Source organism: Streptomyces sp. MUM 203J, from assembly GCF_022414595.1.
Classification (GTDB): Bacteria; Actinomycetota; Actinomycetes; order Streptomycetales; family Streptomycetaceae; genus Streptomyces.
This window is the reverse complement of sequence record NZ_JADWYO010000027.1, coordinates 49,801-72,322: the sequence shown is the minus strand read 5'-3', so window position 1 is coordinate 72,322 and position 22,522 is coordinate 49,801. Positions and strand designations below refer to the sequence as shown.

At 71.8% G+C, this 22,522-nt stretch carries 19 protein-coding genes and 1 riboswitch; of the genes, 15 read left to right on the top strand and 4 right to left on the bottom strand.

The annotated features are described in order from the left end of the window. Positions 1-209 precede the first annotated feature (209 nt). From I3F58_RS16085 to I3F58_RS16040, 10 genes are all read left to right on the top strand, one after another. Positions 210-818 carry a CDP-alcohol phosphatidyltransferase family protein gene (locus tag I3F58_RS16085; protein ID WP_240109293.1) on the top strand — a complete coding sequence of 203 codons (609 nt, stop codon included), beginning with the start codon at positions 210-212 and terminating at the stop codon, positions 816-818. 115 nt (positions 819-933) lie between these two features. Further along, entirely contained in the window at positions 934-3,429 is a 2,496-nt protein-coding gene (locus I3F58_RS16080; RefSeq protein ID WP_240109292.1) for a mannose-1-phosphate guanyltransferase, read from the top strand. Positions 3,430-3,539: 110 nt separating this feature from the next. Next, a complete protein-coding gene (locus I3F58_RS16075) occupies positions 3,540-4,469 on the top strand; it encodes a DUF881 domain-containing protein (protein WP_240109291.1) in 930 nt (309 codons plus the stop codon). After that, complete coding sequence (locus I3F58_RS16070; RefSeq protein ID WP_240109290.1) at positions 4,466-4,798, top strand: small basic family protein; 333 nt, start codon at positions 4,466-4,468, stop codon at positions 4,796-4,798. The genes I3F58_RS16075 and I3F58_RS16070 overlap by 4 nt, the downstream gene beginning before the upstream one ends. A 5-nt stretch (positions 4,799-4,803) precedes the next feature. Continuing rightward, the gene (locus tag I3F58_RS16065; protein ID WP_240109289.1) at positions 4,804-5,574 is read left to right on the top strand and encodes a DUF881 domain-containing protein; all 771 of its coding nucleotides are present in this window, start codon (positions 4,804-4,806) and stop codon (positions 5,572-5,574) included. Positions 5,575-5,728: 154 nt separating this feature from the next. Next, complete coding sequence (locus I3F58_RS16060; protein ID WP_240109297.1) at positions 5,729-6,676, top strand: FHA domain-containing protein; 948 nt, start codon at positions 5,729-5,731, stop codon at positions 6,674-6,676. 70 nt (positions 6,677-6,746) lie between these two features. Beyond that, positions 6,747-7,499 (top strand): MerR family transcriptional regulator, encoded by a 753-nt coding sequence (locus tag I3F58_RS16055; RefSeq protein WP_240109288.1) that lies wholly within the window; start codon positions 6,747-6,749, stop codon positions 7,497-7,499. Positions 7,500-7,574: 75 nt separating this feature from the next. Continuing rightward, positions 7,575-8,048 carry a bifunctional nuclease family protein gene (locus tag I3F58_RS16050; RefSeq protein WP_058941224.1) on the top strand — a complete coding sequence of 158 codons (474 nt, stop codon included), beginning with the start codon at positions 7,575-7,577 and terminating at the stop codon, positions 8,046-8,048. Positions 8,049-8,250: 202 nt separating this feature from the next. Continuing rightward, positions 8,251-8,844, top strand: coding sequence for a MerR family transcriptional regulator (locus tag I3F58_RS16045; RefSeq protein WP_240109287.1), 594 nt, complete (start codon positions 8,251-8,253; stop codon positions 8,842-8,844). A gap of 84 nt (positions 8,845-8,928) precedes the next feature. Then, positions 8,929-11,421: a DNA polymerase IV gene (locus I3F58_RS16040; protein WP_240109286.1), complete on the top strand. Its 2,493-nt coding sequence runs from the start codon at positions 8,929-8,931 to the stop codon at positions 11,419-11,421. Here I3F58_RS16040 and I3F58_RS16035 read toward each other — a convergent pair. After that, positions 11,340-11,714: a PRC-barrel domain-containing protein gene (locus tag I3F58_RS16035; protein WP_240109285.1), complete on the bottom strand. Its 375-nt coding sequence runs from the start codon at positions 11,712-11,714 to the stop codon at positions 11,340-11,342. The two genes, I3F58_RS16040 and I3F58_RS16035, sit on opposite strands and share 82 nt — an antisense overlap. Positions 11,715-11,827: 113 nt before the next feature. Beyond that, a riboswitch (glycine riboswitch) is annotated at positions 11,828-11,937 on the top strand. Positions 11,938-12,117: 180 nt separating this feature from the next. On the opposite strand from I3F58_RS16035, the gene gcvP reads away from it, so the two are divergent. Continuing rightward, complete coding sequence (gcvP, locus tag I3F58_RS16030) at positions 12,118-15,003, top strand: aminomethyl-transferring glycine dehydrogenase (protein WP_240109284.1); 2,886 nt, start codon at positions 12,118-12,120, stop codon at positions 15,001-15,003. Positions 15,004-15,110: 107 nt separating this feature from the next. On the opposite strand, the gene I3F58_RS16025 is transcribed toward gcvP, so the two are convergent. Then, on the bottom strand, positions 15,111-15,317 hold the full coding sequence (locus I3F58_RS16025) for a DUF5999 family protein (protein WP_308355028.1): 207 nt from the start codon (positions 15,315-15,317) through the stop codon (positions 15,111-15,113). 336 nt (positions 15,318-15,653) lie between these two features. Next, on the bottom strand, positions 15,654-16,247 hold the full coding sequence (locus tag I3F58_RS16020) for a hypothetical protein (RefSeq protein ID WP_240109282.1): 594 nt from the start codon (positions 16,245-16,247) through the stop codon (positions 15,654-15,656). Between the two features lie 495 nt (positions 16,248-16,742). On the opposite strand from I3F58_RS16020, the gene I3F58_RS16015 reads away from it, so the two are divergent. Together I3F58_RS16015 and I3F58_RS16010 are read left to right on the top strand one after the other, a co-directional pair. Beyond that, positions 16,743-18,266 carry a glutamate-cysteine ligase family protein gene (locus tag I3F58_RS16015; protein ID WP_240109281.1) on the top strand — a complete coding sequence of 508 codons (1,524 nt, stop codon included), beginning with the start codon at positions 16,743-16,745 and terminating at the stop codon, positions 18,264-18,266. Between the two features lie 222 nt (positions 18,267-18,488). Beyond that, a complete protein-coding gene (locus I3F58_RS16010) occupies positions 18,489-19,253 on the top strand; it encodes a CPBP family intramembrane glutamic endopeptidase (RefSeq protein ID WP_240109296.1) in 765 nt (254 codons plus the stop codon). A 36-nt stretch (positions 19,254-19,289) separates the two neighbouring features. Here the strand turns inward: I3F58_RS16010 and I3F58_RS16005 are convergent, their stop codons facing one another. Next, positions 19,290-20,099 (bottom strand): PhzF family phenazine biosynthesis protein, encoded by an 810-nt coding sequence (locus I3F58_RS16005; RefSeq protein ID WP_240109280.1) that lies wholly within the window; start codon positions 20,097-20,099, stop codon positions 19,290-19,292. A 248-nt stretch (positions 20,100-20,347) separates the two neighbouring features. On the opposite strand from I3F58_RS16005, the gene I3F58_RS16000 reads away from it, so the two are divergent. Both I3F58_RS16000 and I3F58_RS15995 read left to right on the top strand, forming a co-directional pair. After that, positions 20,348-21,352, top strand: a complete 1,005-nt coding sequence (locus I3F58_RS16000) for a DMT family transporter (protein ID WP_240109279.1) — start codon at positions 20,348-20,350, stop codon at positions 21,350-21,352. Between the two features lie 177 nt (positions 21,353-21,529). Continuing rightward, the gene (locus tag I3F58_RS15995) at positions 21,530-22,495 is read left to right on the top strand and encodes a DMT family transporter (RefSeq protein WP_240109278.1); all 966 of its coding nucleotides are present in this window, start codon (positions 21,530-21,532) and stop codon (positions 22,493-22,495) included. Positions 22,496-22,522: the final 27 nt, after the last annotated feature.

Genomic DNA, 22,522 nt, shown 5'->3' with positions numbered 1-22,522 from the left:
AGCCTTTCAGCGCCGATGGTACTGCAGGGGGGACCCTGTGGGAGAGTAGGACGCCGCCGAACTAATTGTGGGAAGGCCCCGCACTGTCATCAGTGCGGGGCCTTCTGCATTCTCCGACCGCCTCGCTCCGGCCCCCCTGCCTCGGTCCGCCGACCGTGACGGTAAGGTCGGGTGGCAGTGTTGGCACTTTTCCCACAGGAGGCACCCGGGTGGAGGTTCAGGAGACTCGCGTTCAGACGGACCGGGTCCTCACCATCCCCAACATCCTGAGCATGGCCCGGCTCGCCGGTGTGCCGCTCTTCCTGTGGCTCATTCTCCGCCCTGAGTTCGGCGGACCGAACAGCGATGGATGGGCCCTGCTCGTCCTGGCGTTCAGTGGCGTCAGCGACTACCTGGACGGGAAACTCGCGCGGCGCTGGAACCAGATCAGCAGCCTGGGGCGTCTCCTCGATCCGGCCGCCGACCGGCTCTACATCCTGTCCACGCTCCTCGGGCTGACCTGGCGTGGCATCCTGCCGCTCTGGCTGACCCTGCTTCTGCTCTCGCGGGACCTGATCCTGCTGGTGATGGTGGGAATCCTCCGTCGGCACGGATATCCGCCGCCGCAGGTGAACTTCCTGGGGAAGGCCGCGACGTTCAACCTCATGTACGCGTTTCCGCTGCTTCTGCTCAGCAGCGGGGAGACGTGGCTTGCGTCACTCGCTGAAATTTTCGGGTGGGCCTTCGCTGGATGGGGTACAACGCTCTACTGGTGGGCAGGGATCCTCTACGTGGTCCAGGTCCGCCGTCTCGTCAAGGCGGATACCGCGGCCGATTGACCCTGTCCGTCCCGGTGCCGTGCGGATTCGCCGGCACCGTGCGGCGTGAGAGGGCCAGGATCCGGACAGGCGCAGTCGGCTAGATCGTCGTCTCTTCAAGGAGGACGCTTCCGACATGAAGGCCGTCGTGATGGCCGGAGGCGAAGGCACCCGCCTTCGCCCCATGACCTCAAGCATGCCCAAGCCGCTCCTGCCGGTCGCCAACCGGCCGATCATGGAGCACGTCCTGCGGCTGCTTAAGCGGCACGGACTCACCGAGACCGTCGTCACCGTGCAGTTCCTCGCGTCGCTCGTCAAGAACTACTTCGGTGACGGCGAGGAACTCGGCATGGAGTTGACCTACGCCCACGAGGAGAAGCCGCTCGGTACCGCCGGCAGTGTCAAGAACGCCGAAGAGGCGCTCAAGGACGACACCTTCCTCGTCATCTCCGGGGACGCGCTCACGGATTTCGATCTGAGCGATCTCATCGCCTTCCACAAGGAGAAGGGCGCACTGGTCACCGTGTGCCTGACGCGGGTTCCTAATCCGCTGGAATTCGGTATCACCATCGTCGACGACGAAGGCAGAGTGGAGCGGTTCCTGGAGAAGCCCACCTGGGGTCAGGTCTTCTCCGACACTGTCAACACGGGCATCTATGTGATGGAGCCCGAGGTCTTCGACTATGTCGAGCCCGATGTCTCCGTCGACTGGTCCGGAGATGTCTTCCCGCAGTTGATGAAGGAAGGGAAACCGGTCTTCGGCTATGTCGCGGAGGGCTACTGGGAGGACGTGGGCACCCACGAGAGCTATGTGAAGGCCCAGGCCGACGTCCTGGAAGGCAAGGTCGACGTCGAACTCGACGGCTTCGAGATCTCGCCTGGGGTGTGGGTGGCCGAAGGTGCCGAGGTGCATCCCGACGCCGTACTGCGCGGCCCCCTGTACATCGGGGACTACGCCAAGGTCGAGGCCGACGTGGAGATCCGGGAGCACACCGTCGTCGGCTCCAACGTCGTCGTGAAGGGTGGTGCCTTCCTGCACAAGGCCGTCGTGCACGACAACGTGTACATCGGGCCGCACAGCAACCTCCGGGGCTGCGTGATCGGCAAGAACACCGACATCATGCGGGCCGCGCGGATCGAGGACGGCGCGGTCATCGGGGACGAGTGCCTCGTCGGTGAGGAATCGATCGTTCAGGGCAATGTGCGGGTCTACCCGTTCAAGACGATCGAGGCCGGCGCCTTCGTCAACACCTCGGTCATCTGGGAGTCCCGGGGGCAGGTGCACCTCTTCGGCGCCCGCGGGGTGTCGGGCATCCTGAACGTGGAGATCACGCCGGAGCTGGCCGTGCGGCTCGCCGGGGCGTACGCGACGACACTCAAGAAGGGAGCCACGGTCACCACGGCCCGGGACCACTCGCGAGGCGCCCGGGCACTCAAGCGGGCCGTGATCTCCGCCCTGCAGGCGAGCGCCATCGACGTACGGGACCTCGAGAACGTACCGCTGCCGGTGGCACGTCAGCAGACCGCGCGGGGCAGTGCGGGCGGGATCATGATCCGGACCACACCGGGGATCCCGGACTCCGTGGACATCATGTTCTTCGACGAGCGGGGTGCCGACCTGTCCCAGGCGGGGCAGCGGAAACTGGACCGGGTGTACGCGCGCCAGGAGTACCGGCGGGCCTTCCCCGGCGAGATCGGTGACCTCAGCTTCCCGTCGAGCGTCTTCGACCAGTACACGGGTGCGCTGCTGCGGCGGGTCGACACCACGGGGATCGCGGAGGCCGGGCTGAAGGTGGTCGTGGACGCGTCGAACGGCAGCGCCGGGCTCGTCCTGCCCAGCCTGCTCGGGCGGCTCGGAGTGGACTCGCTGACCATCAACCCCGGCCTGGACGAGTCGCGCCCCACCGAGTCCGCAGAGTCCCGCCGGGCCGGGCTCGTAAGGCTCGGGGAGATAGTGGCATCGGCTCGGGCCGCGTTCGGAGTGCGCTTCGACACCGTCGGTGAGCGGCTGTCGCTCGTGGACGAGCGGGGCCGGATCATCGAGGACGACCGGGCGCTGCTGGTCATGCTGGACCTGGTCGCGGCCGAGCGGCGCAGCGGGCGGGTGGCCTTGCCGGTCACCACGACCAGGATCGCCGAACAGGTGGCCGCGTACCACGGAACACAGGTCGACTGGACGACGACATCGCCGGATGATCTGACCCGGGTCGGGCGCGAGGATTCCACCATCTTCGGTGGAGACGGCCGCGGCGGTTTCATCGTTCCCGAATGCAGCAGCGTCTTCGACGGGACGGCCGCGTTCGTGCGGCTCATCGGGCTGGTCGCGCGGACCCAGCTCACCCTGAGCCAGATCGACGCCCGGATCCCGCGTGCCCATGTCCTGCGGCGTGATCTCGCCACGCCGTGGGCGGTGAAGGGGCTCGTCATGCGGCGGGTCGTGGAGGCTGCCGGGGACCGGCATGTGGACACGACCGACGGAGTCCGGGTCGTGGAGGCCGACGGGCGGTGGGCGCTGGTGCTGCCCGATCCGGCCGAGGCCGTCACCCATCTGTGGGCGGAGGGGCCCGACGACACCTCTGCGCAGGAGCTGCTCGACGAGTGGGCCGCAGTGGTGGACAGCGCAGGTCGTTGACCGGACGCGGTGAGCGCGAGGCCGGTGTGCCGGGCTGCGGCCCTGGGGTCGTCCGGCACACCGGTGGGGCCATTCGGCGGTAGGCGCCCCGACATGCGACGATGTGCGGCATGTCGCAGCAGCCCCCCGTTCGGAGCACCGGCTCCCCGCCTCCGCGCCCCGACGCGTCCATGTCGCTGCTGACCAATGTCATCGACCACGCGCTGGACGACGGGTACGCGGAGGCGTCCGCCCGCCGTGATGCCGGGGGCGGTCGCCCGCCGAACACGCTGAGAGCCCGGCTGGGGCTGGCGGCCGGGCTGGCCCTGGCCGCCGTGGTCGTCACGCTGGGTGCGGCACAGACCTGGACGTCGAAGCCCGAGGTCGCCAAGGAGCGCGACGAGCTGATCGACAGGATCCAGGCCGAGACCTCGGCCGTGGAGGGGCTCGAGAAGGACATCGAGAAGTTGCGGGACGAGGTCGGTACGCGGCAGCGGGAGGCGCTGCGCGAGCATGGCGGGGACCAGAGCGGACTGGTCTCCCTGCTGTCCGGTGCCACAGAGGTCGAGGGCCCCGGCGTGAAACTGGTCGTCGACGATGCCAGGGGAGCCGACCAGGGCGGCGACGGCCCGCGTGAGAGCAGTGGCTTCACCGACACAGGCCGGGTCCAGGACCGCGACATGCAGCGGATCGTCAACGGGCTGTGGCAGTCCGGGGCGGAGGCGGTCGCGATCAACGGACAGCGGCTGACCTCCCTGTCCGCGATCAGGGCGGCGGGTGACGCCATACTGGTCGACAACAAGCCGCTGGTGCCGCCCTACACGGTGCTGGCGGTCGGGGACGGGAAGAGGCTGAGCACCCGGTTCCAGGACAGCGCGGACGGCCGCTACCTGCACGCGCTGGCGGAGAACTTCGGGATCAGCAGCAGCATTTCGGCCCAGGAGCGGGTGACTCTGCCGGCGGCGGCGAGCCTCATCGTACGTACAGCAGAGCCGAGGACCACCGGCGCCGGGAGCGGCGACGGGCAGGGCACGGCCGACACAGGGAAGGGCACATCGTGATCGCCGTACTGGGCCTCGTCGCCGGAGTCGTGGTCGGACTGTTGATCCAGCCCGAGGTTCCGGCGGTGGTCGAGCCCTATCTGCCGATCGCCGTCGTCGCCGCACTCGACGCGGTCTTCGGCGGGCTCAGAGCCATGCTCGACGGGATCTTCGTAGACAAGGTCTTCGTCGTGTCCTTCCTGTCGAACGTCGTCGTGGCCGCCTTGATCGTGTTCCTCGGTGACCAGCTCGGCGTCGGCTCGCAGCTCTCCATCGGCGTCGTCGTCGTGCTCGGCATCCGTATCTTCTCCAATGCCGCCGCCATCCGGCGGCATGTGTTCCGGGCGTGAGGCCGATGACCGACAACCACGAGACACCGCCACCGGCCCCGCCGGACGCCCCCGCGATGACCGGGCGGCAGCGGCTGGTCGCCGGGCTGTGGCCGCCGAGGGTGACGCGCGCGCAGCTCATCGTCGCGCTGCTGCTCTTCGGGCTCGGTCTGGGCCTGGCCATCCAGGTCCGCTCCACCAGCGACGACGGCGCGCTGCGCGGTGCCCGCCAGGAGGACCTGGTGCGGATCCTCGACGAGCTGGACGACCGGACGGAGCGGCTCGAAGACGAGAAGCAGCGGCTGGACGCCCAGCGGCGGGAACTGGAGAACAGCTCGGACCAGGCCGAAGAGGCCCGTAGACAGACCGAGGAGAGGGAGCGTCAGCTCGGTATCCTCGCGGGTACGGTGGCCGCTCAGGGCCCCGGCATCACGTTGGAGATCACCGACCCGCTGCGGGCCGTCGAGCCGGACAAGCTCCTCGACACCATCCAGGAACTGCGTGCGGCAGGCGCCGAAGCCATCCAGATCGACGACGTGAGGGTCGTCGCGGACACATACTTCACCGGTGAGGCCGGTGCCGTCCAGGTCGACGGCCAGGCCGTCACCGCACCGTACGTGTTCAAGATCATCGGCAAACCCGAGGATCTGGAGCCCGCGCTCAACATCCCGGGTGGCATCGTGCAGAGTCTGGAGAAGGAGCAGGCCACGGCCACCGTGACCCGGTCGGAGAAGATCGTTGTGGATGCCTTGCGACCGACGAAGCGGCCTGACTACGCTCGGTCGTCATCGCAGTGAGGCGCCGACTGCATGGGGGTCGCACGGTGGGGGAATGCCCGAGGGGCCGGACCGGACAGGGGAGGCGAAGAGTGGGGGCTGCTCCCGTGACCGCAGCGCCGTGGAGACGTCCCGCGGGGGGTCGCCGCATCACCGTTGTGGTGCGTGGTGGAAACTGTCCGGTGGATACGGACGTTGTGAGAATGTCCGGGTCGGCAGGTGTGTTCGTTCAGGGTTCGTCCTGCCCCACGGGCGGGTCTGTTTCGTTCAAGGGGAATCGCCCGTGAAACTGTTTGGGAAGTTGTTCGGCAAGAGTGCGCGCGAGGACGGCGACAACGCCAGGCACCGCGCGCCGCGGCACGGCCAGAGCGAGGAGGGGCAGCAGAGCGGGGAACGTCCGCTCTTCCGCGACGAGCTCGCTGGTCCGGGTGGTGACAATACGGGCGGACAGGGCGCGTCTTCTGTTGACCCTGCCGGTCCCGGCCGCATAGGTTTCGGAGAACCGTCAGCCCCGGGTACGGCCGGAGGGGCCCCCTCCGATCCGTATGCGACCAGCGCACACGCGGGCCAGCCGCGGCAGGAGGACACGTCCATGCCGGTCTGTACGAGGTGCGGACACCGCAATGCCGAGGCGAGCCGGTTCTGCTCCAACTGCGGGGCACCGCTGCGCGGTGGCGTGCCGGCGGAGCGGGCCTCGGAGACCACCTCGACCATCTCGATCTCGGGACTCGAGGCGTACGAAGCGGAGGCCACCGGCCAGATTCCGATTCCCGCGCTCTCGCCCGAGGCGCAGGCCGCCGTCGAGGCGCTGCCGCCGGGCTCGGCACTGCTCGTGGTCCGGCGCGGTCCGAATGTGGGAAGCCGCTTCCTGCTCGACAGTGACCTGACGACGGCGGGGCGTCATCCGCAGAGCGACATCTTCCTGGACGACGTGACCGTGTCACGTCGCCATGTGGAGTTCCGCAGAGCGGGCGACGGCAGCTTCACCGTCGCGGACGTCGGCAGCCTCAACGGCACCTATGTCAACCGTGAGCCGATCGACCAGGTCCAGGTCGCCAACGGTGACGAGGTGCAGATCGGCAAGTACCGGCTGGTCTTCTTCGCGAACCAGCGGGGCGTCTGACCTCTCCCAGACTCCGTCTGGGGCACCCCCACCCCCGGATCCGGTCCGGGGTGATCCCCAGGGAAGGTCCATGCTGCGAACACCGACGGGCGGTGCCGGCCACGGCACCGCCGACGCGGGCGACCGGCTGGTGAGCATCGGTACGGTGCTCACCCAGCTGCGCGAGGAGTTCCCCGAAGTCACCATCTCCAAGATCAGGTTCCTGGAGTCGGAAGGGCTGGTCGAGCCGCGGCGCACGTCCTCCGGGTACCGCAAGTTCAGCCCGGAGGACGTGGAGCGCCTCGCGCTCATTCTGCGCATGCAGCGGGACCACTACCTGCCGCTCAAGGTCATCCGGGAGCACCTGGACGCCCTCGCCCGGGGTGAGCAGGTGCAGCTGCCCGCCCAGGGGGCGTCCGGCGACCGCTCGGACGCCGTCCCGCCGTGGGATTCCGAGCCGGGGCGCCCCACGGCGGCCCGGATCGGCCGCGCCGAACTCCTCGCCGCCGCGGAGGTCGGCGAGGACGAGCTGGCCGAGTGGGAGTCCTACGGGCTGGTCACCGAGGGGGCGGAAGGCGGCGGTTATGACGCGGAGGCGGTGACCGTCGCGAAGCTCGTCGCGGAGCTGGGCAGGTTCGGGCTGGAGCCGCGGCACCTGCGGGCGATGAAGGCCGCGGCGGACCGGGACGCGGGGCTCGTCGAGCAGGTCGTGGCGCCGCTGCGCCGCCACCGCAACCCGCAGACCCGGGCGCACGCCGAAGCCACCACCAGGGAACTCGCCGCTCTGTCCGTGCGGCTGCACGCGGCGCTGGTCAGCACGGCCCTCGGCGTCCGGTTTCCCTGACCTCGTGGGCGGCCTCGGGACCTCGGGGAGGGCCCCGACTACCCAAACCGGTCCGGCTCGTCCTAGGGTTGCTGTGTGAACGAGCTCGATGTTGTCGGTGTCCGGGTGGAAATGCCGTCCAACCAGCCGATCGTGCTCCTGCGTGAAGTGGGAGGCGACCGGTACCTCCCCATCTGGATCGGTCCCGGTGAGGCGACGGCGATCGCCTTCGCCCAGCAGGGCATGACCCCTGCCAGGCCGCTCACCCATGATCTCTTCAAGGACGTGCTGGAGGCCGTGGGCCAGGAACTCACCGAGGTCCGGATCACGGATCTCCGTGAAGGGGTCTTCTATGCCGAGCTGGTGTTCGCCAGCGGTGTCGAGGTGAGTGCCCGGCCCTCCGACGCGATAGCGCTGGCCCTGCGGACCGGAACGCCGATCTTCGGCAGTGACGGTGTGCTCGACGACGCCGGGATCGCGATCCCGGACGAGCAGGAGGACGAGGTGGAGAAGTTCCGCGAGTTCCTCGACCAGATCTCTCCCGAGGACTTCGGCACCAGCAACCAGTGAGCCGCGTTCCTGAGCCGCGTGCCTCCCGGCGGGGGCGCATTCCGAGGTACCGGCGCATTCGAGTAGCGTTTCCCGGAAACCGGACACGCCAAACCACTCTCAGGGTGATTATCACTCGGCGTGGCGAGTGTGGCGATCGTTGACGCACCCCTGGGGACTGCCTACCGTCGAGTTGGCAGGTCAAGGACGGAGGGTCGGCGTCATGAACGGTGGCGACGGTACGGCGGGAGCGCTCCCCGGGCGGAGCCCGGGAGGAGGCGGACCGCATCCGCTTCGCGATGAGCCGGCCGACCCGGCCGCCGACCTCATCGGCTATCGCGGCCCCACCGCGTGCGCGGCGGCCGGGATCACCTACCGGCAGCTCGACTACTGGGCACGCACCGGGCTGGTGGAGCCGAGCGTCCGGCCCGCGTACGGGTCGGGGACACAGCGGCTGTACAGCTTCCGGGACATCGTCGTCCTGAAGATCGTCAAGCGGTTCCTGGACACCGGGGTCGCGCTCCAGAGCATCCGGGCCGCGGTTCAGCACCTGCGATCACGTGGGCCGCGGGATCTCGAGCGGATGACGCTGATGAGCGACGGCGCCACCGTGTACGAGTGCTCGTCGCCGGACGAGGTCGTCTCCCTGCTCCAGGGCGGTCAGGGCATCTTCGGGATCGCGGTGGGCGTGGTCTGGCGGGATGTCGAGGCCGCCCTTTCGCAGCTGCACGGGGAGCGGGTCGACACCGGGGAGACCCTGATCGGGCACAACCCGGGCGATGAGCTCGCGCGGCGCAGACGTGACAAGGCCGTCTGACGCACCGGGACGGAGCGGGTGCCCGAGCTTGGGTTCGCACGTGTGTGCGGGTTGTTGTCAGTGGTGTGAGGCACCATCGGTGATGTGAGAGCAGCGCCGACGATCCTGCATCTGGACATGGATGCGTTCTTCGCCGCCGTGGAGCAGGCGGCGAAACCCAGTCTGCGCGGCAAGCCCGTGGTCGTGGGAGGGCTGGGGCCGCGCGGCGTCGTCGCCACGGCCTCGTACGAGGCGCGCCGGTTCGGGCTGCGGTCCGCGATGCCGACCGCGCAGGCCAGGCGGCTGGCACCGAACGCGGCGTATCTGGTGCCGCGCTTCTCCGTGTACCGCGAGGTGAGCGGGCAGGTGATGGAGCTGCTGGGGGAGCTGTCCCCGCTGGTGGAACCGCTCAGCCTGGACGAGGCGTTCGTGGACCTGGAGGCCGGGGGCACCGCGTTCGACGCTGAGGGCGCGCGGGCGACGGGGGAACGGCTGCGTCGCGACATCCTCGCGGTGACGGGACTGACGGGGTCGGTGGGGCTGGCCGGGTCCAAGATGCTGGCGAAGATCGCGTCGGAGCAGGCGAAGCCGGACGGGCTGGTCCTGATCGAGCCCGGGACCGAGCGGGAGCTGCTGGCGCCGATGGGTGTGCGGACCCTGCCGGGGGTGGGACCCGCCACGGCGGAGCAGCTGCGGCGGGCCGGCGTGACCACGGTGGCCGAGCTCGCGGAGGCAGGCGAGGACGAGCTGGTACGACTGCTGGGCCGGGCGCACGGAACGTCCCTGTACGCGATGGCCCTCGGGTACGACGACCGTCCGGTGGTCGCGGAGCGGGATGCGAAGTCGGTGTCCGTGGAGGACACCTTCGACGTCGACCTGCACGACCGGGCGCGGGTGCGGTGGGAGGTGGAGAGACTCGCGGAGCGCTGCGTGCGGCGACTGCGGGAGGCGGGGCGGTCGGGGAGGACCGTGGTGCTGAAGGTACGGCGCTACGACTTCTCGACGCTGACCCGCTCGGAGACCCTGCGGGGCCCGACGGACGATCAGGGCGTCGTACGGGAGGCGGCGGCCCGGCTGCTGGACCTGGTCGACACGACGGGCGGGGTCCGGCTGCTGGGCGTGGGAGTGTCCGGTCTGGCCGACTACACGCAGGAGGACCTCTTCGCCCAGGCGGCGGCGGAGGGGCTGGATGTGGGCGCGGCCGAGGACGGTGGCACGCCGGTCGGGGCCGATGCAGGGGCGGCCGGGGCGGATGAGGTGGATGCGGCCGCGGTTCCCGGGGTCACTGGGCCGGGCGTCGGTGGGCGGCACATGGCGGCCGAGGCGATGGGCGCGGCCGGGGAGCATGGCACGGCGACCGGGCCCGGGCGTCCGGGGGAGGGGACGCGGGGTGCCTCGGCGTCGGCCGGGAGTCCGGGTCAGGGCCAGGGCGGTCCCGGGCCGGCGGGGGCGGTCTTCGGCCGGCGCGCCGGCGTGACCGGTGAGGCCGGGGTGCGGGGCACCGGGCCGCGGGGCGGGGTTCCGGAGGACTCAGGGACAGCCGTGGGGCTGGGCCGGAGTGCGTCGGGAGGGGGTGTCCCGGCAGCGGAGGGCGGGTTCGTGGGGGTGCCGGGTTCGGGCGAGGGGGCGGCCGGTCGGCCGGAGGCGGGGCAGGGGGCAGCCGGAGTCGTGGGCGGCGGTGCTTCCGAAACCGTGACGGCTCCGGACGCCGGGGAGGCCGTGGCGGGTGACGCCGGAGCCGTCGGGGAGGCACCGGGCGGCGGCCGGCAGGGCGGGCCGGGCACACCGGGCCGGGCGGGGGACCACGAGGGTGATGCCCCTGCGGTCGGCGGTGGGCCGGGCGGGGCGACGGAGCAGCCTGGGGCCGCGGGCGCGGGGGCCGGACACCCCGGCGTGCGGGTGGAAGCCGTGGACGGGGGCAGCGCGGGCGCGGCGGGACCCGACGGTCCGGGTGCTGGGGCTGTGGGGGGCGCGGGTGTCCGGGAGGCGGCCGGGACGGTGTGGGCCGGGGCCGCGGTCGGCGGTGGCGGGCAGGCGAGTGCGGCTCCGGCCGGTGCGGCCGGTCCTGCGGAGGGCGTGACCGGTCGGAGCGGTGCCGCCTTCGGGCGCGGGGAGACGGGGGGCGGGCCGGAGGCCGCAGGGCGCGGAGGAGCGGAGAACGTGGCAGGGACGGAGGGCACCGTGCGGGCAGGTGGGCCCGGGGGCGTACCTGGGCGGGCAGCGGCCGTGGACGGGGGTGACCCGGAGGCTGCCGGTGCGGTGGGCGCCGGCGGGGGCGGCGCAGAGGAGGAGCCGGCGGCGGTGGGAGCGCGCGACCTGACGGCCCGGCGGTGGGCGCCCGGACAGGACGTGCGGCATGCGGAGCACGGAGCGGGGTGGGTGCAGGGGAGTGGCGTGGGGCGGGTGACGGTGCGGTTCGAGGAGCCGGGGTCGCCTCCCGGACGGGCGCGGACGTTCCGGACCGGCGACCCCGCGCTGGAGCCGTCGGACCCGCTGCCGCTGGTGCCGGGCGGCGGTCAGCCGTCACCGTCCGAGAGGGAGCCGAAGTCCCTGTCGGGAGGAGAGGGGGCGGCCGGGCCCGGCAGGTCGAGGCCGTAGTGGCGGTAGAGCTGCAGTTCCTGCTCCGGCGAAAGATGGCGCCCCACCCCGAAGTCGGGAGCATCCTTGATGAGGGCGCGCTCGTACGGGACGTGCAGCGCCTCGTCGACGACCTCGCTGGGTTCCAGCGGGACGAACGCGTCCCGTCCGAAGAGCCCGGTCCGCACCGCGGCCCACTCCGGCTCGCCGGTCGCGTCGTCCAGGTACACCTCGTCCACCGTGCCGATCTTGTGGCCGTCACGGTCGTACGCCTTGCGGCCGATCAGGCTGCGAGGATCGATATCGGTCTGCACGGTCCCTCCAGTCGGTCGCAACCGGTCCACAAACACTACGAAAATGCACAACCGTGACGTCGGCCACTCGGGGGATCGGTCAGGGACGTCGCTGGTAGTCTGGCAACGGCCGCTGACCCCGTGCGGGAGAGTCCTCCGAAGCGATCTTTCAGGGATCGTCCGGGGGCGCCGAAGGAGCAAATCCTCCCCGGAATCTCTCAGGCCCCTGTACCGCACGGACGAGGTCACTCTGGAAAGCAGGGCGGGCGTCGGACGGCACCCGCTCTCACCGACGGTGAAAGCCGATCCGCTCCGCCGAGCGGGTACGGCGAAGCTCTCAGGTTGAGATGACAGAGGGGGAGGCCGTCCGGGCACCCGCGCCGCGGTGCCCCTCGCAGGTCGCTACGACCAGGAGGCCCCCGTCATGACCGCCAACCGCATTCCGCTCTCCCAGCTCGAGCGGGGCACCCCCTTCGAGCAGCGCCACATCGGTCCCGACGCCGGGGCGCGCGCCAAGATGCTCGCACAGGTCGGCTACGGCTCGCTCGACGAGCTGACTGCGGCCGCGGTGCCGGACGTCATCAAGAGTGCCGAGGCGCTCGGCCTGCCCGAGGCCCGCTCGGAGGCCGAGGTCCTCGCGGAGCTGCGCTCCCTCGCGGACCGCAACCAGGTCCTCGCCCCGATGATCGGTCTCGGCTACTACGGCACCTTCACCCCGCCGGTGATCCTCCGCAACGTGATGGAGAACCCCGCCTGGTACACGGCCTACACCCCGTACCAGCCGGAGATCTCCCAGGGGCGCCTCGAGGCGCTGCTGAACTTCCAGACCATGGTCGCGGACCTGACCGGTCTGCCCACCTCCGGTGCGTCGCTGCTCGACGAGGGCACCGCGGCGGCGGAGGCCATGTCTCTCTCGCGGCGTGTCGGCAAGGTCAAGAACGGCGTCTTCCTCGTCGACGCCGACGCCCTGCCGCAGACCGTCGCCGTCATCCGGACGCGCGCCGAACCGACCGGCGTGGAGGTCGTCGTCGCGGACCTCGGCGACGGCATCCCGGCCGAGGTGGCCGAGCGCGGTGTGTTCGGCGTCCTCATCCAGTACCCGGGTGCCTCCGGCGCCGTCCGCGACATCAAGCCGCTGGTCGACGCCGCCCACGAACTCGGCGCCGTCGTCACCGTCGCCGCCGACCTGCTGGCGCTCACCCTGCTGGCCTCCCCGGGCGCCCTCGGTGCCGACATCGCCGTCGGCACCACGCAGCGCTTCGGCGTCCCGATGGGCTTCGGCGGCCCGCACGCCGGCTACATGGCCGTCCGTGACGCCTACGCCCGCAACCTGCCCGGCCGTCTCGTCGGTGTCTCCGTCGACGCGGACGGCGACAAGGCCTACCGCCTGGCCCTCCAGACCCGCGAGCAGCACATCCGCCGCGAGAAGGCCACCAGCAACATCTGCACCGCCCAGGTGCTCCTCGCCGTCATGGCCGGCATGTACGCGGTGTACCACGGTCCCGAGGGCCTCAAGGAGATCGCACGGCGCACCCACCGGTACGCCGCGATCCTCGCCGCCGGGCTGCGCGCCGGGGGTGTCGAGGTGCTGCACGAAGGCTTCTTCGACACCGTCACCGCCCGGGTGCCCGGCAAGGCCGCCGAGGTCGTCGCAGCGGCCCGCGAGGGCGGGGTCAACCTGCACCTCGTCGACGCCGACCACGTCTCGGCCTCCTGCGACGAGACCACCGGCCGTGTCCAGCTCACCGCCGTGTGGGAGGCCTTCGGCGTCGCCGGCGACATCGAGGCGCTGGACGCCGACACCGCCGACGCGCTGCCCGAGGGCCTGCTGCGCACCGACGACTACCTGACCCACCCGGTCTTCCACGCACACCGCTCCGAGACCGCCATGCTGCGCTACCTGCGCAAGCTCGCGGACCGCGACTACGCGCTGGACCGCGGCATGATCCCGCTCGGCTCCTGCACCATGAAGCTGAACGCGACCACCGAGATGGAGCCGGTGACCTGGCCCGAGTTCGGCGGCCTGCACCCCTTCGCGCCAGTCGGGCAGGCGCAGGGCTATCTGACCCTGATCAGTGAGCTGGAGGAGCGCCTCGCCGAGGTCACCGGCTACGACAAGGTGTCGATCCAGCCCAACGCCGGTTCGCAGGGCGAGCTCGCCGGTCTGCTCGCCGTGCGCGCCTATCACCGCGCCAACGGCGACACCCAGCGCACGATCTGCCTCATCCCGTCGTCCGCGCACGGCACCAACGCCGCGTCGGCCGTCATGGCCGGGATGAAGGTCGTCGTCGTCAAGACCTCCGACGACGGCGAGATCGACGTCGACGACCTGCGGGCGAAGATCGAGAAGCACCGCGAGGAACTCTCCGTGCTCATGATCACCTACCCGTCCACCCACGGTGTCTTCGAGGAGCACGTCGCGGACATCTGCGCCCGGGTCCACGAGGCCGGCGGCCAGGTGTACGTCGACGGTGCCAACCTCAACGCGCTGGTCGGCCTGGCCAAGCCCGGCGAGTTCGGCGGCGACGTCTCGCACCTCAACCTGCACAAGACCTTCTGCATCCCGCACGGCGGCGGAGGCCCCGGCGTCGGCCCGGTCGGCGTGCGCGCCCACCTCGCCCCGTACCTGCCGAACCACCCGCTCCAGCCGACCGCGGGACCGGAGACCGGCGTCGGCCCCATTTCGGCGGCGCCCTGGGGCTCCGCCGGGATCCTGCCGATCTCCTGGTCGTACGTGCGCCTCATGGGCGGCGAGGGCCTCAAGCGGGCCACGCAGGTCGCGGTCCTGGCCGCGAACTACATCGCCAAGCGCCTGGAGCCGCACTACCCGGTGCTCTACACCGGTCCGGGCGGGCTGGTCGCTCACGAGTGCATCATCGACCTGCGCCCGCTGTCCAAGGAGACCGGTGTCAGCGTCGACGACATCGCCAAGCGCCTGATCGACTACGGCTTCCACGCGCCCACCATGTCGTTCCCGGTGGCCGGGACGCTGATGATCGAGCCCACCGAGAGCGAGGACCTCACCGAGCTCGACCGGTTCTGCGACACGATGATCGCGATCCGTGCCGAGATCGAGAAGGTCGCCACGGGCGAGTGGCCCGCCGACGACAACCCGCTCCACAACGCCCCGCACACCGCGGGCGCGCTGGGCGGCGAGTGGAACCACGCGTACAGCCGCGAGGAGGCCGTCTTCCCGGCCGGCGTGTCGGCCGCCGACAAGTACTGGCCGCCGGTGCGCCGGATCGACGGTGCCTTCGGCGACCGCAACCTGGTCTGCTCCTGCCCGCCGATGGACGAGTACGAGGGCTGAGCCCAGGGCCTGCAAGGCCTGAGGACTGCGTCGGGGCCGGCGCGGAGGTGATCCTCCGCGTCGGCCCCTTCGGTGTCTTCCTGCCAGGTGTCGCCGTCTCGTGGCGGCTACGCGGCCCTGGCGACCCGGGCCGTCGTGAGCGGGCGGTGCGGAGCGATGATCTGGCCGTCCGGCAGCAGCTCACCGGTGTCCTCGAAGAGCAGGACGCCGTTGCACAGCAGGCTCCAGCCCTGTTCCGGGTGGTGCGCCACGACACGTGCGGCCTCCCGGTCTGCGGAGTCAGCGGTCGGGCAGGGTGGCTGGTGCTGGCACATGAGAGGGTTCTTTCGCTGCGATGTGGAGTCTGTCCTGCGGCTCGATGCGGTGTTCATGGCCGCCCCCCCGTCTTTCGATCGGTCCGTTCCCAGTGTTGCCCCACGGGCGTGATTCCGCAGGGATTTCGCGGCAGCTCTTCCTACTGCTGAAGGACGTATCACCCGCACGGATGGTTCAGAGCAACCACCCTGTCTCTTCGGGTGGTTCAGCATGACCGAAGCGGACTAGTCCGGTGGGGTCAGAGGGGGCGGGAACCGGTGTCGGGCCCGGGACGGCGCGGTGCCCCGCATCCGTGGAGGACGCGGGGCATGCTGCTCCTGCTCAGCCCGTGCCGATCAGGCCGTCGAACCGAGAAGCGGTGGCGGTACGAGGCGGACCGCGAGCCTCGGCAGGAGGTCGGCTACCCGGTGGGGACGGTGCGCGGCGATCCCGGGCGGCGCGGGGGCCAGTGGGATCAGCATGTCCGTACCTGCGGGTGATCCCGCCGACGGGTCGCCCTCCGTGTTGCCGTGCAGCCAGAGCGTGAGCATGTACAGCTCCGGCACCGACAGCAGCCGGGGCTGCCAGAGGGTCTGGGCGGCCTCCGCCTGGTGCAGGGCGCGCTCGGTCGCGGCGATGTACGGGCCCTCGAAGAAGTGGGCGAAGGCCCAGCCCTCGCCCTCCGGCGACGGCACCGCGTCCGCGGCGGCCAGGGGGAGCTCCCCGCCGCGGATCAGGAACCGCCAGCCGGCCAGCCGGGTCCGGGGCGGTGCTCCGACGGGCCCGGGAGCGGCGTCGAGCACATGGAGGGGAAGGGGGACGTCCGCGGTCAACGGGCCGGGTGCGGAACGCAGTGCCGGGGTGCCTGCCTCGCGGGCCGCTGGCGAGCGGAGCGCAGCGAGGACGGTGCGCAGGGCGGCGGCGGGGGGCTGGGAGACGTGGAGCGGCATGGTGGGTCGCCTCTCACTCGGGACACACGGGGGGACGCGCGGGAGGGTGCGGACGACGCTGTCAGCAGCTGGGCAGGAGGAGGCGCCCGGGGCGCCACGCCCGGCGCCGGCTCTAGCCTCTGCGCGGAGTTTATACGACAAATGTTCACACGATGTTTCCGCTAGTCGGCTTCGATATCGTCGTCAAGTGCGGATCGCGTCGTCATTGCGCCCCGGTTTCGTGCCCTTTTTCCGGCATTCATGCCGGGTTGTGATACGGGTTTCCGTCCCGGTATTCACTTGCGGACGGCCGAAAGCCGTCGGAGTTTTTCCCCACGCCGCTGCCCGCGCTGTGCTAGCCGATCCATGCCTCCGGAATGTGCCGGAGGATTGCCCGGGCCAGCCTAGCGGTAAAGCCCTGCCGACCAGTGCGTTACGGATCGGCCGGGCTGGGCATCATCGTCCGGGACGCGAGCGGCGGCGCCGCGTGCCACCCACGCGAGGAGGGACCCTTCCATGGGGGAGAAGGTCGCGGCAGTGGCGTTCGACCTGGCGGACCGGCAGTGCTACCGGCGGAAGCTCCGGCAGTGCCTGGCGGCGCTGGAGCGGATGCTGGCCGAGCGCCGTTTCGACCGGCCCCGCAATCTGATGGGGCTGGAGATCGAACTCAATCTCGCTGGCGCCGACGGGCTGCCCAGGATGATGAACAGCGAGGTGCTGGAGCGCATCGCGAGCCGGGATTTCCAGACCGAGCTGGGAATGTTCAACCTGGAATTGAACGTGACTCCGCACCGGCTCGCCGGGCATGTTTTCTCACAGCTCACGGAGGAACTGCGCACCGGGCTGGGCTACGCCCACCGCAAGGCCGAGGAGCTGGGTGCCGGGATCGTCATGATCGGGATACTGCCCACACTCACCCGGCAGGACGTGGACCTCGCCAACATGTCGGCCGGCGACCGCTACCTGCTGCTCAACGAGCAGGTCCTGCAGGCGCGCGGTGAGGACTTCACCCTGGACATCGACGGGGTGGAGCGGCTCAACTGCACGGCGGCCTCCATCACCCCGGAGGCCGCCTGCACCTCCGTGCAGCTGCACCTCCAGGTCACCCCGGCTCGGTTCGCGGACGTGTGGAACGCGGCGCAGGCGGTGGCCGCGGTGCAGATCGCCGTGGGGGCCAACGCGCCGTTCCTCTTCGGCCGCGAGGTGTGGCGGGAGACCCGGCCGCCGCTGTTCGAGCAGGCCACGGACACCCGGCCGCCGGAACTCAAGGCCCAGGGCGTACGGCCGCGCACCTGGTTCGGGGAGCGGTGGGTGGACTCGGCGTACGAACTCTTCGAGGAGAACCTGCGGTACTTCCCCTCGCTGCTGCCGCTGTGCGGGGAGGAGGACCCGCTGCGTGTCCTGGATGACGGCGGCACCCCCGGTCTGCACGAACTCGTCCTGCACAACGGGACCGTCTACCGCTGGAACCGGCCCGTGTACGGGACCGTCGACGGGGTCCCGCACCTCAGGGTGGAGAACCGTGTGCTGCCGGCCGGGCCGACCGTGGACGACGTCGTCGCCAACGCCGCCTTCTACTACGGACTGGTGCGGGCCCTGGCCGAGGACGCCCGGCCGGTGTGGCGGCGGATGCCCTTCGAGGACGCGGCGGCCAACTTCGACGCCGCCTGCCGGCACGGCATCGACGCCGAGCTGCGCTGGCCGCGCCCCGGGCGCGGGGGCGGGGTGAGCGCTGTGCCCGCCGTGAAGCTCGTACGGGACGAGCTGCTCCCGCTCGCCGCGGCGGGGCTGGACGCGTGGGGCATCGAGCCCGCCGACCGGGACCGCACGCTGGGCGTGATCGAGGAACGCTGCCGGAGGCGGGTGAACGGCGCGACCTGGCAGGTGGAGACCTTCCGCCGGGCTGTCGAGGCCGGACTCGACCGGGAGGCCGCGCTGGCCGCCACCGCCCGCCGCTACCGGGAGCTGTCGCTGCGGGGCGAACCCGTGCACACGTGGCCGGTCCGGTTCCCGGGGCCGTATCCGCAGCGCACACGCTGAGGGGCCGGGGAAAACCGGGCGGGGCGGGTCGTGAGGCGGGTCGCCCCGGGACCGGATGCACGGTGGGCGGCCGCGTCGGGCAAGCTGGACCGCGCGAGATCCATGAGCGGAAGGTGGCGCGGCGTGCGGGAGCGGACGGGCGGGGCGGGCGGCTCCGGGGGCGGGGCGGGCGGACCGGGAGGCGGGGCGGGTGGCCCCGGGGACGGCGCGGGCGGTCCCCGCGTGGCCGACCCGGGCACGCGCCGGATTCTGCGGTCCGAGACCCTGATCGTGCTGGCGCTCTCGCTGGGCGCCAGCGCCGTCTCCTCGGTGATCAGTTTCGTCGGGGCGCTCACCAGGCCCGGCGGCCTCCAGGACCAGGCGGCCAGGCTCAACAGCTCCTACGCCCCCGGGCGGCCCTGGCTGGACCTGGCCTGGCAGCTGTTCGCCATCGGCACGGCACTGGTCCCCGTCGTGCTGGTCGCCCATCTGCTGCTCCGCGAGGGGACCGGGCTGCGCGCCATCGGCTTCGACCGGCGCGCCCCCTGGCAGGACCTGGGGCGCGGCGCGCTGGTCGCGGCCGGGATCGGCAGCGCCGGGCTCGCCTTCTATCTGGCCGCCCGGGCCGGCGGCTTCAACCTCACGGTCGTGCCGGAGTCGCTGCCCGAGGTGTGGTGGAAGTACCCGGTGCTGATCCTCTCCGCGCTGCAGAACTCCGTGGTGGAGGAGGTGATCGTCGTCGGCTATCTGCTGCGCAGGCTCGACCAGCTGGGCTGGTCCCCGGCGCGGTCGCTGGCGGCCAGCTCGGTGCTGCGCGGCTCGTACCACCTCTACCAGGGCATCGGCGGTTTCGTCGGCAACATGGTGATGGGCGTGGTGTTCGTCTGGCTGTACCGGCGGTGGGGGAGGGTCGGGCCGCTCGTGGCGGCGCACGCGCTCCTCGACATCGTCGCCTTCGTCGGGTACGGGCTGCTCGCCGGGGAGGTGGGGTGGCTGCCCACGCCGTGAGCGGGCCCGGGCGGCAGCCGGGCCCGGACGCCCTGCTCAGGCGAGCAGGTCACCCTCCAGGACGGTCACCGCGTGACCCGTCAGCAGGGTGCGCTCTCCACGCAGCGCCGTACGGACGACCCCGGTGCGGGCCCCGCCCTGGAGGCCCGTCAGCTCGGACCGGCCGAGGCGGGCCGACCAGAAGGGCGCCAGCGCCGTGTGCGCGCTGCCCGTGACCGGGTCCTCGTCGATGCCCAGCCGGGGGAAGAAGCAGCGCGACACGAAGTCGAGGCCACGGGCCGGGTCCTCGGCGGCGGCCGTGGCGATGACGCCCCGCTTCGACAGCGCGGCGAGCGCGGCCAGGTCCGGTGCGAGGGAGCGCACGGCCGCTTCGTCCCTCAGTTCCACCAGCAGGTCACCGATGTGCTCGGCCGTGTCGTGCACGGACAGGACGTCGGAGCCCAGCACCTCGGCGAGGCCCTTCGGCGTCTCCACCGGGGTGAGCGGCGAGGTGGGGAAGTCCATCGTGACCGTCCCGTCCCCGGTCGCCGTGGCGGTCAGGACGCCGCAGCGCGCGGCGAAGCGCACGGCGCCGGCCGACCGGCCGGTGGTCCGCAGTACGTGCGCGGTGGCCAGGGTGGCGTGACCGCACATGTCGACCTCGGCGACCGGAGTGAACCAGCGCAGCGCCCAGTCGGCGTCGCCGCCCTCCGGCAGCGGGTGCGCGAACGCGGTCTCGGAGAGGTTCATCTCGGCGGCCACCCGCTGGAGCCGGTCGTCGTCGGGGAAGGCGTCGAGGAGCACGACAGCCGCGGGATTGCCGGAGAACGGGCGGTCGGTGAAGGCGTCGACGATTCGGATTCGCATGGGCCGACCGTAGAGGCGGCGGGAGGCCGTCGGCCAAGTCCAATCGCGGGTGACTGGACTGCATTCTCGCCGGCGGACACGGCTGGTCCGGTGCGGGCCGGGACCAGCGGCTTCGAACGGGCTGCCACGCGGCATCCATGCGCCGGGGCGCCCGCCGGGCCGGATGCCCGCCCCGGGTGGGAGCGCCCGCCGTCTCAACAGGTGCGACAGCACTTACGCTGCTGAACGCTCCCTGCCATCATGTGCCGATGCACGCGTCTCAGGTGAGAAGCGCCGGCCTGGGACTGGCCCTGGCCTCGGCGTTCGCATTCGGTGGATCAGGGGTGGCGGCCAAGCCGCTCATCGAGGCGGGCCTCGACCCGCTGCACGTGGTGTGGCTCCGGGTCGCCGGCGCCGCGCTCGTCATGCTGCCCGTGGCCTGGCGGCACCGTGCGCTGCTGCGTCGGAGACCCGCCCTGCTGGCCGGGTTCGGGCTGCTCGCCGTCGCGGGCGTCCAGGCGTTCTACTTCGCCGCGCTGTCCCGGATCCCCGTCGGGGTCGCGCTGCTCATCGAGTACCTCGCCCCCGCTCTGGTGCTTGGCTGGGTGCGGTTCGTCCAGCGGCGTCCGGTGACCAGGGCCGCCGCCGTCGGCGTGGTCCTCGCCGTCACGGGGCTCGCCTGTGTGGTCGAGGTCTGGGCGGGGCTCGGCTTCGATGTCCTGGGGCTGGTCCTCGCGCTGGGCGCGGCCTGCTGCCAGGTCGGCTACTTCATCCTGTCCGACCAGGGAAGTGACGAGGCCGAACCGGCGGACCCGCTGGGCGTCATCGCGTACGGGCTGCTCGTCGGTGCGCTCGTCCTGACCGCCGTCGCCCGCCCCTGGGACATGGACGTGCGGGTGCTGCGCGGCGCCGCCGACCTGGGCGGGACGGCCGTGCCCGCCTGGCTGCTGCTCGGCTGGGTCGTCCTGATCGCGACCGTGCTGGCGTACGTCACCGGCGTCATCTCGGTGCGGAGGCTGTCCCCGCAGGTGGCCGGAGTGGTGGCCTGCCTGGAGGCGGTCATCGCGACGGTGCTGGCGTGGGTGCTGCTGAAGGAGCACCTCTCGACGCCGCAGATCGTCGGCGGGGTGCTCGTGCTGGTCGGGGCGTTCATCGCCCAGTCGTCCACGCCCAAGGCGCCGCCGTCGGGGCCGGTGGCGGGTTCTGGAGCGGAGACGCCCGAGAGCCCGGGGGCCGACACGGGCCGGTTGTCGGCCGGGCGGTCCTCCGCGTAGGGTGCCGATCATGCATTCGACCGTTCTTCCGCCGCCCGCCGCGTAGCGCGGGCGGCCATCTCCTGACGAGGACCGGGCTCGGGGTAGTCCCCGAGCGGCTCGTCGCTGCCCGCGGAGCAGGCGACCAGTCAAATCCGTCCTCCTTCCGGGAGAAGTCACGTGTCGAATCCTGTCCGTATGCCCGCGTCCATGTCCGTCGGGCGGGCACTCCTCTGTCTGATCGTCGCCGGGATCGCCTGGGGCACCGCCGGGGCGGCGGCCTCGCTGGTGTACCGGGTCAGCGACCTGGGCCCGCTCGCCCTGTCGTTCTGGCGCTGCGCCGGCGGGCTCGCCCTGATGCTCGCTGTGCTCGCGGTGCGCAGGCGCCGGACAGCCGGATCCGCCCCGGCCGCTGTCGCGGCGGCCGAGCCGCGACGGCGCAGGCTGCTGCGGATCCTCGGTACGGGGATCGGGCTCACCATGTTCCAGAGCGCCTACTTCGCCGCCGTCGAGGCGACCGGGCTCGCCGTCGGCACCGTCGTCACGCTGGGCGCCGGACCCGTCCTCATCGCCCTGGGCGCGCGCCTGACGCTGGGGGAACGGCTCGGGGGCGGTGGCACGGTGGCGGTCGGCGGCGCGCTGGCGGGGCTCGCCGTCCTGGTGCTCGGCGGTGATGCCGGGACCGTACGGCCCGCGGGTGTGGCCCTGGCGCTGCTGTCGGCCGCCGGGTATGCCGCCGTCACGCTGATCACCCGGTGGCTGGGGCGTGACGGGGGCGGGGCCGACGCGATGGCGACCAGCACCTGGGCGTTCGGCATCGGGGCGATCGGGCTGCTGCCTTTCGCCGGGGCGGAGGGGCTGTTGCCGCACACCGCTCAGCCGGTCCAGGTGCTGGTGCTGCTCGCATACGTGGCGGCGGTGCCGACTGCGTTGGCCTACGCGCTGTACTTCGCGGGGGCGGCCGTCGTCCGGGCCGCGACGGTGTCGGTGATCATGCTGCTGGAGCCGGTGAGCGCGGCGGTCATCGCCGTCACGCTGCTCGGTGAGCGGCTGACTGCGGCGACCGTGGCCGGGACGCTGCTGCTGCTCGCTGCGGTGACCGGCCTGACGCTGGCCGAGACCCGGCTGGCGGCCGTGCGGCGCCGGGAGGCCGTCACGGCCTGAGGGCCGTCGGGCCCCGGCTGCCGCGGC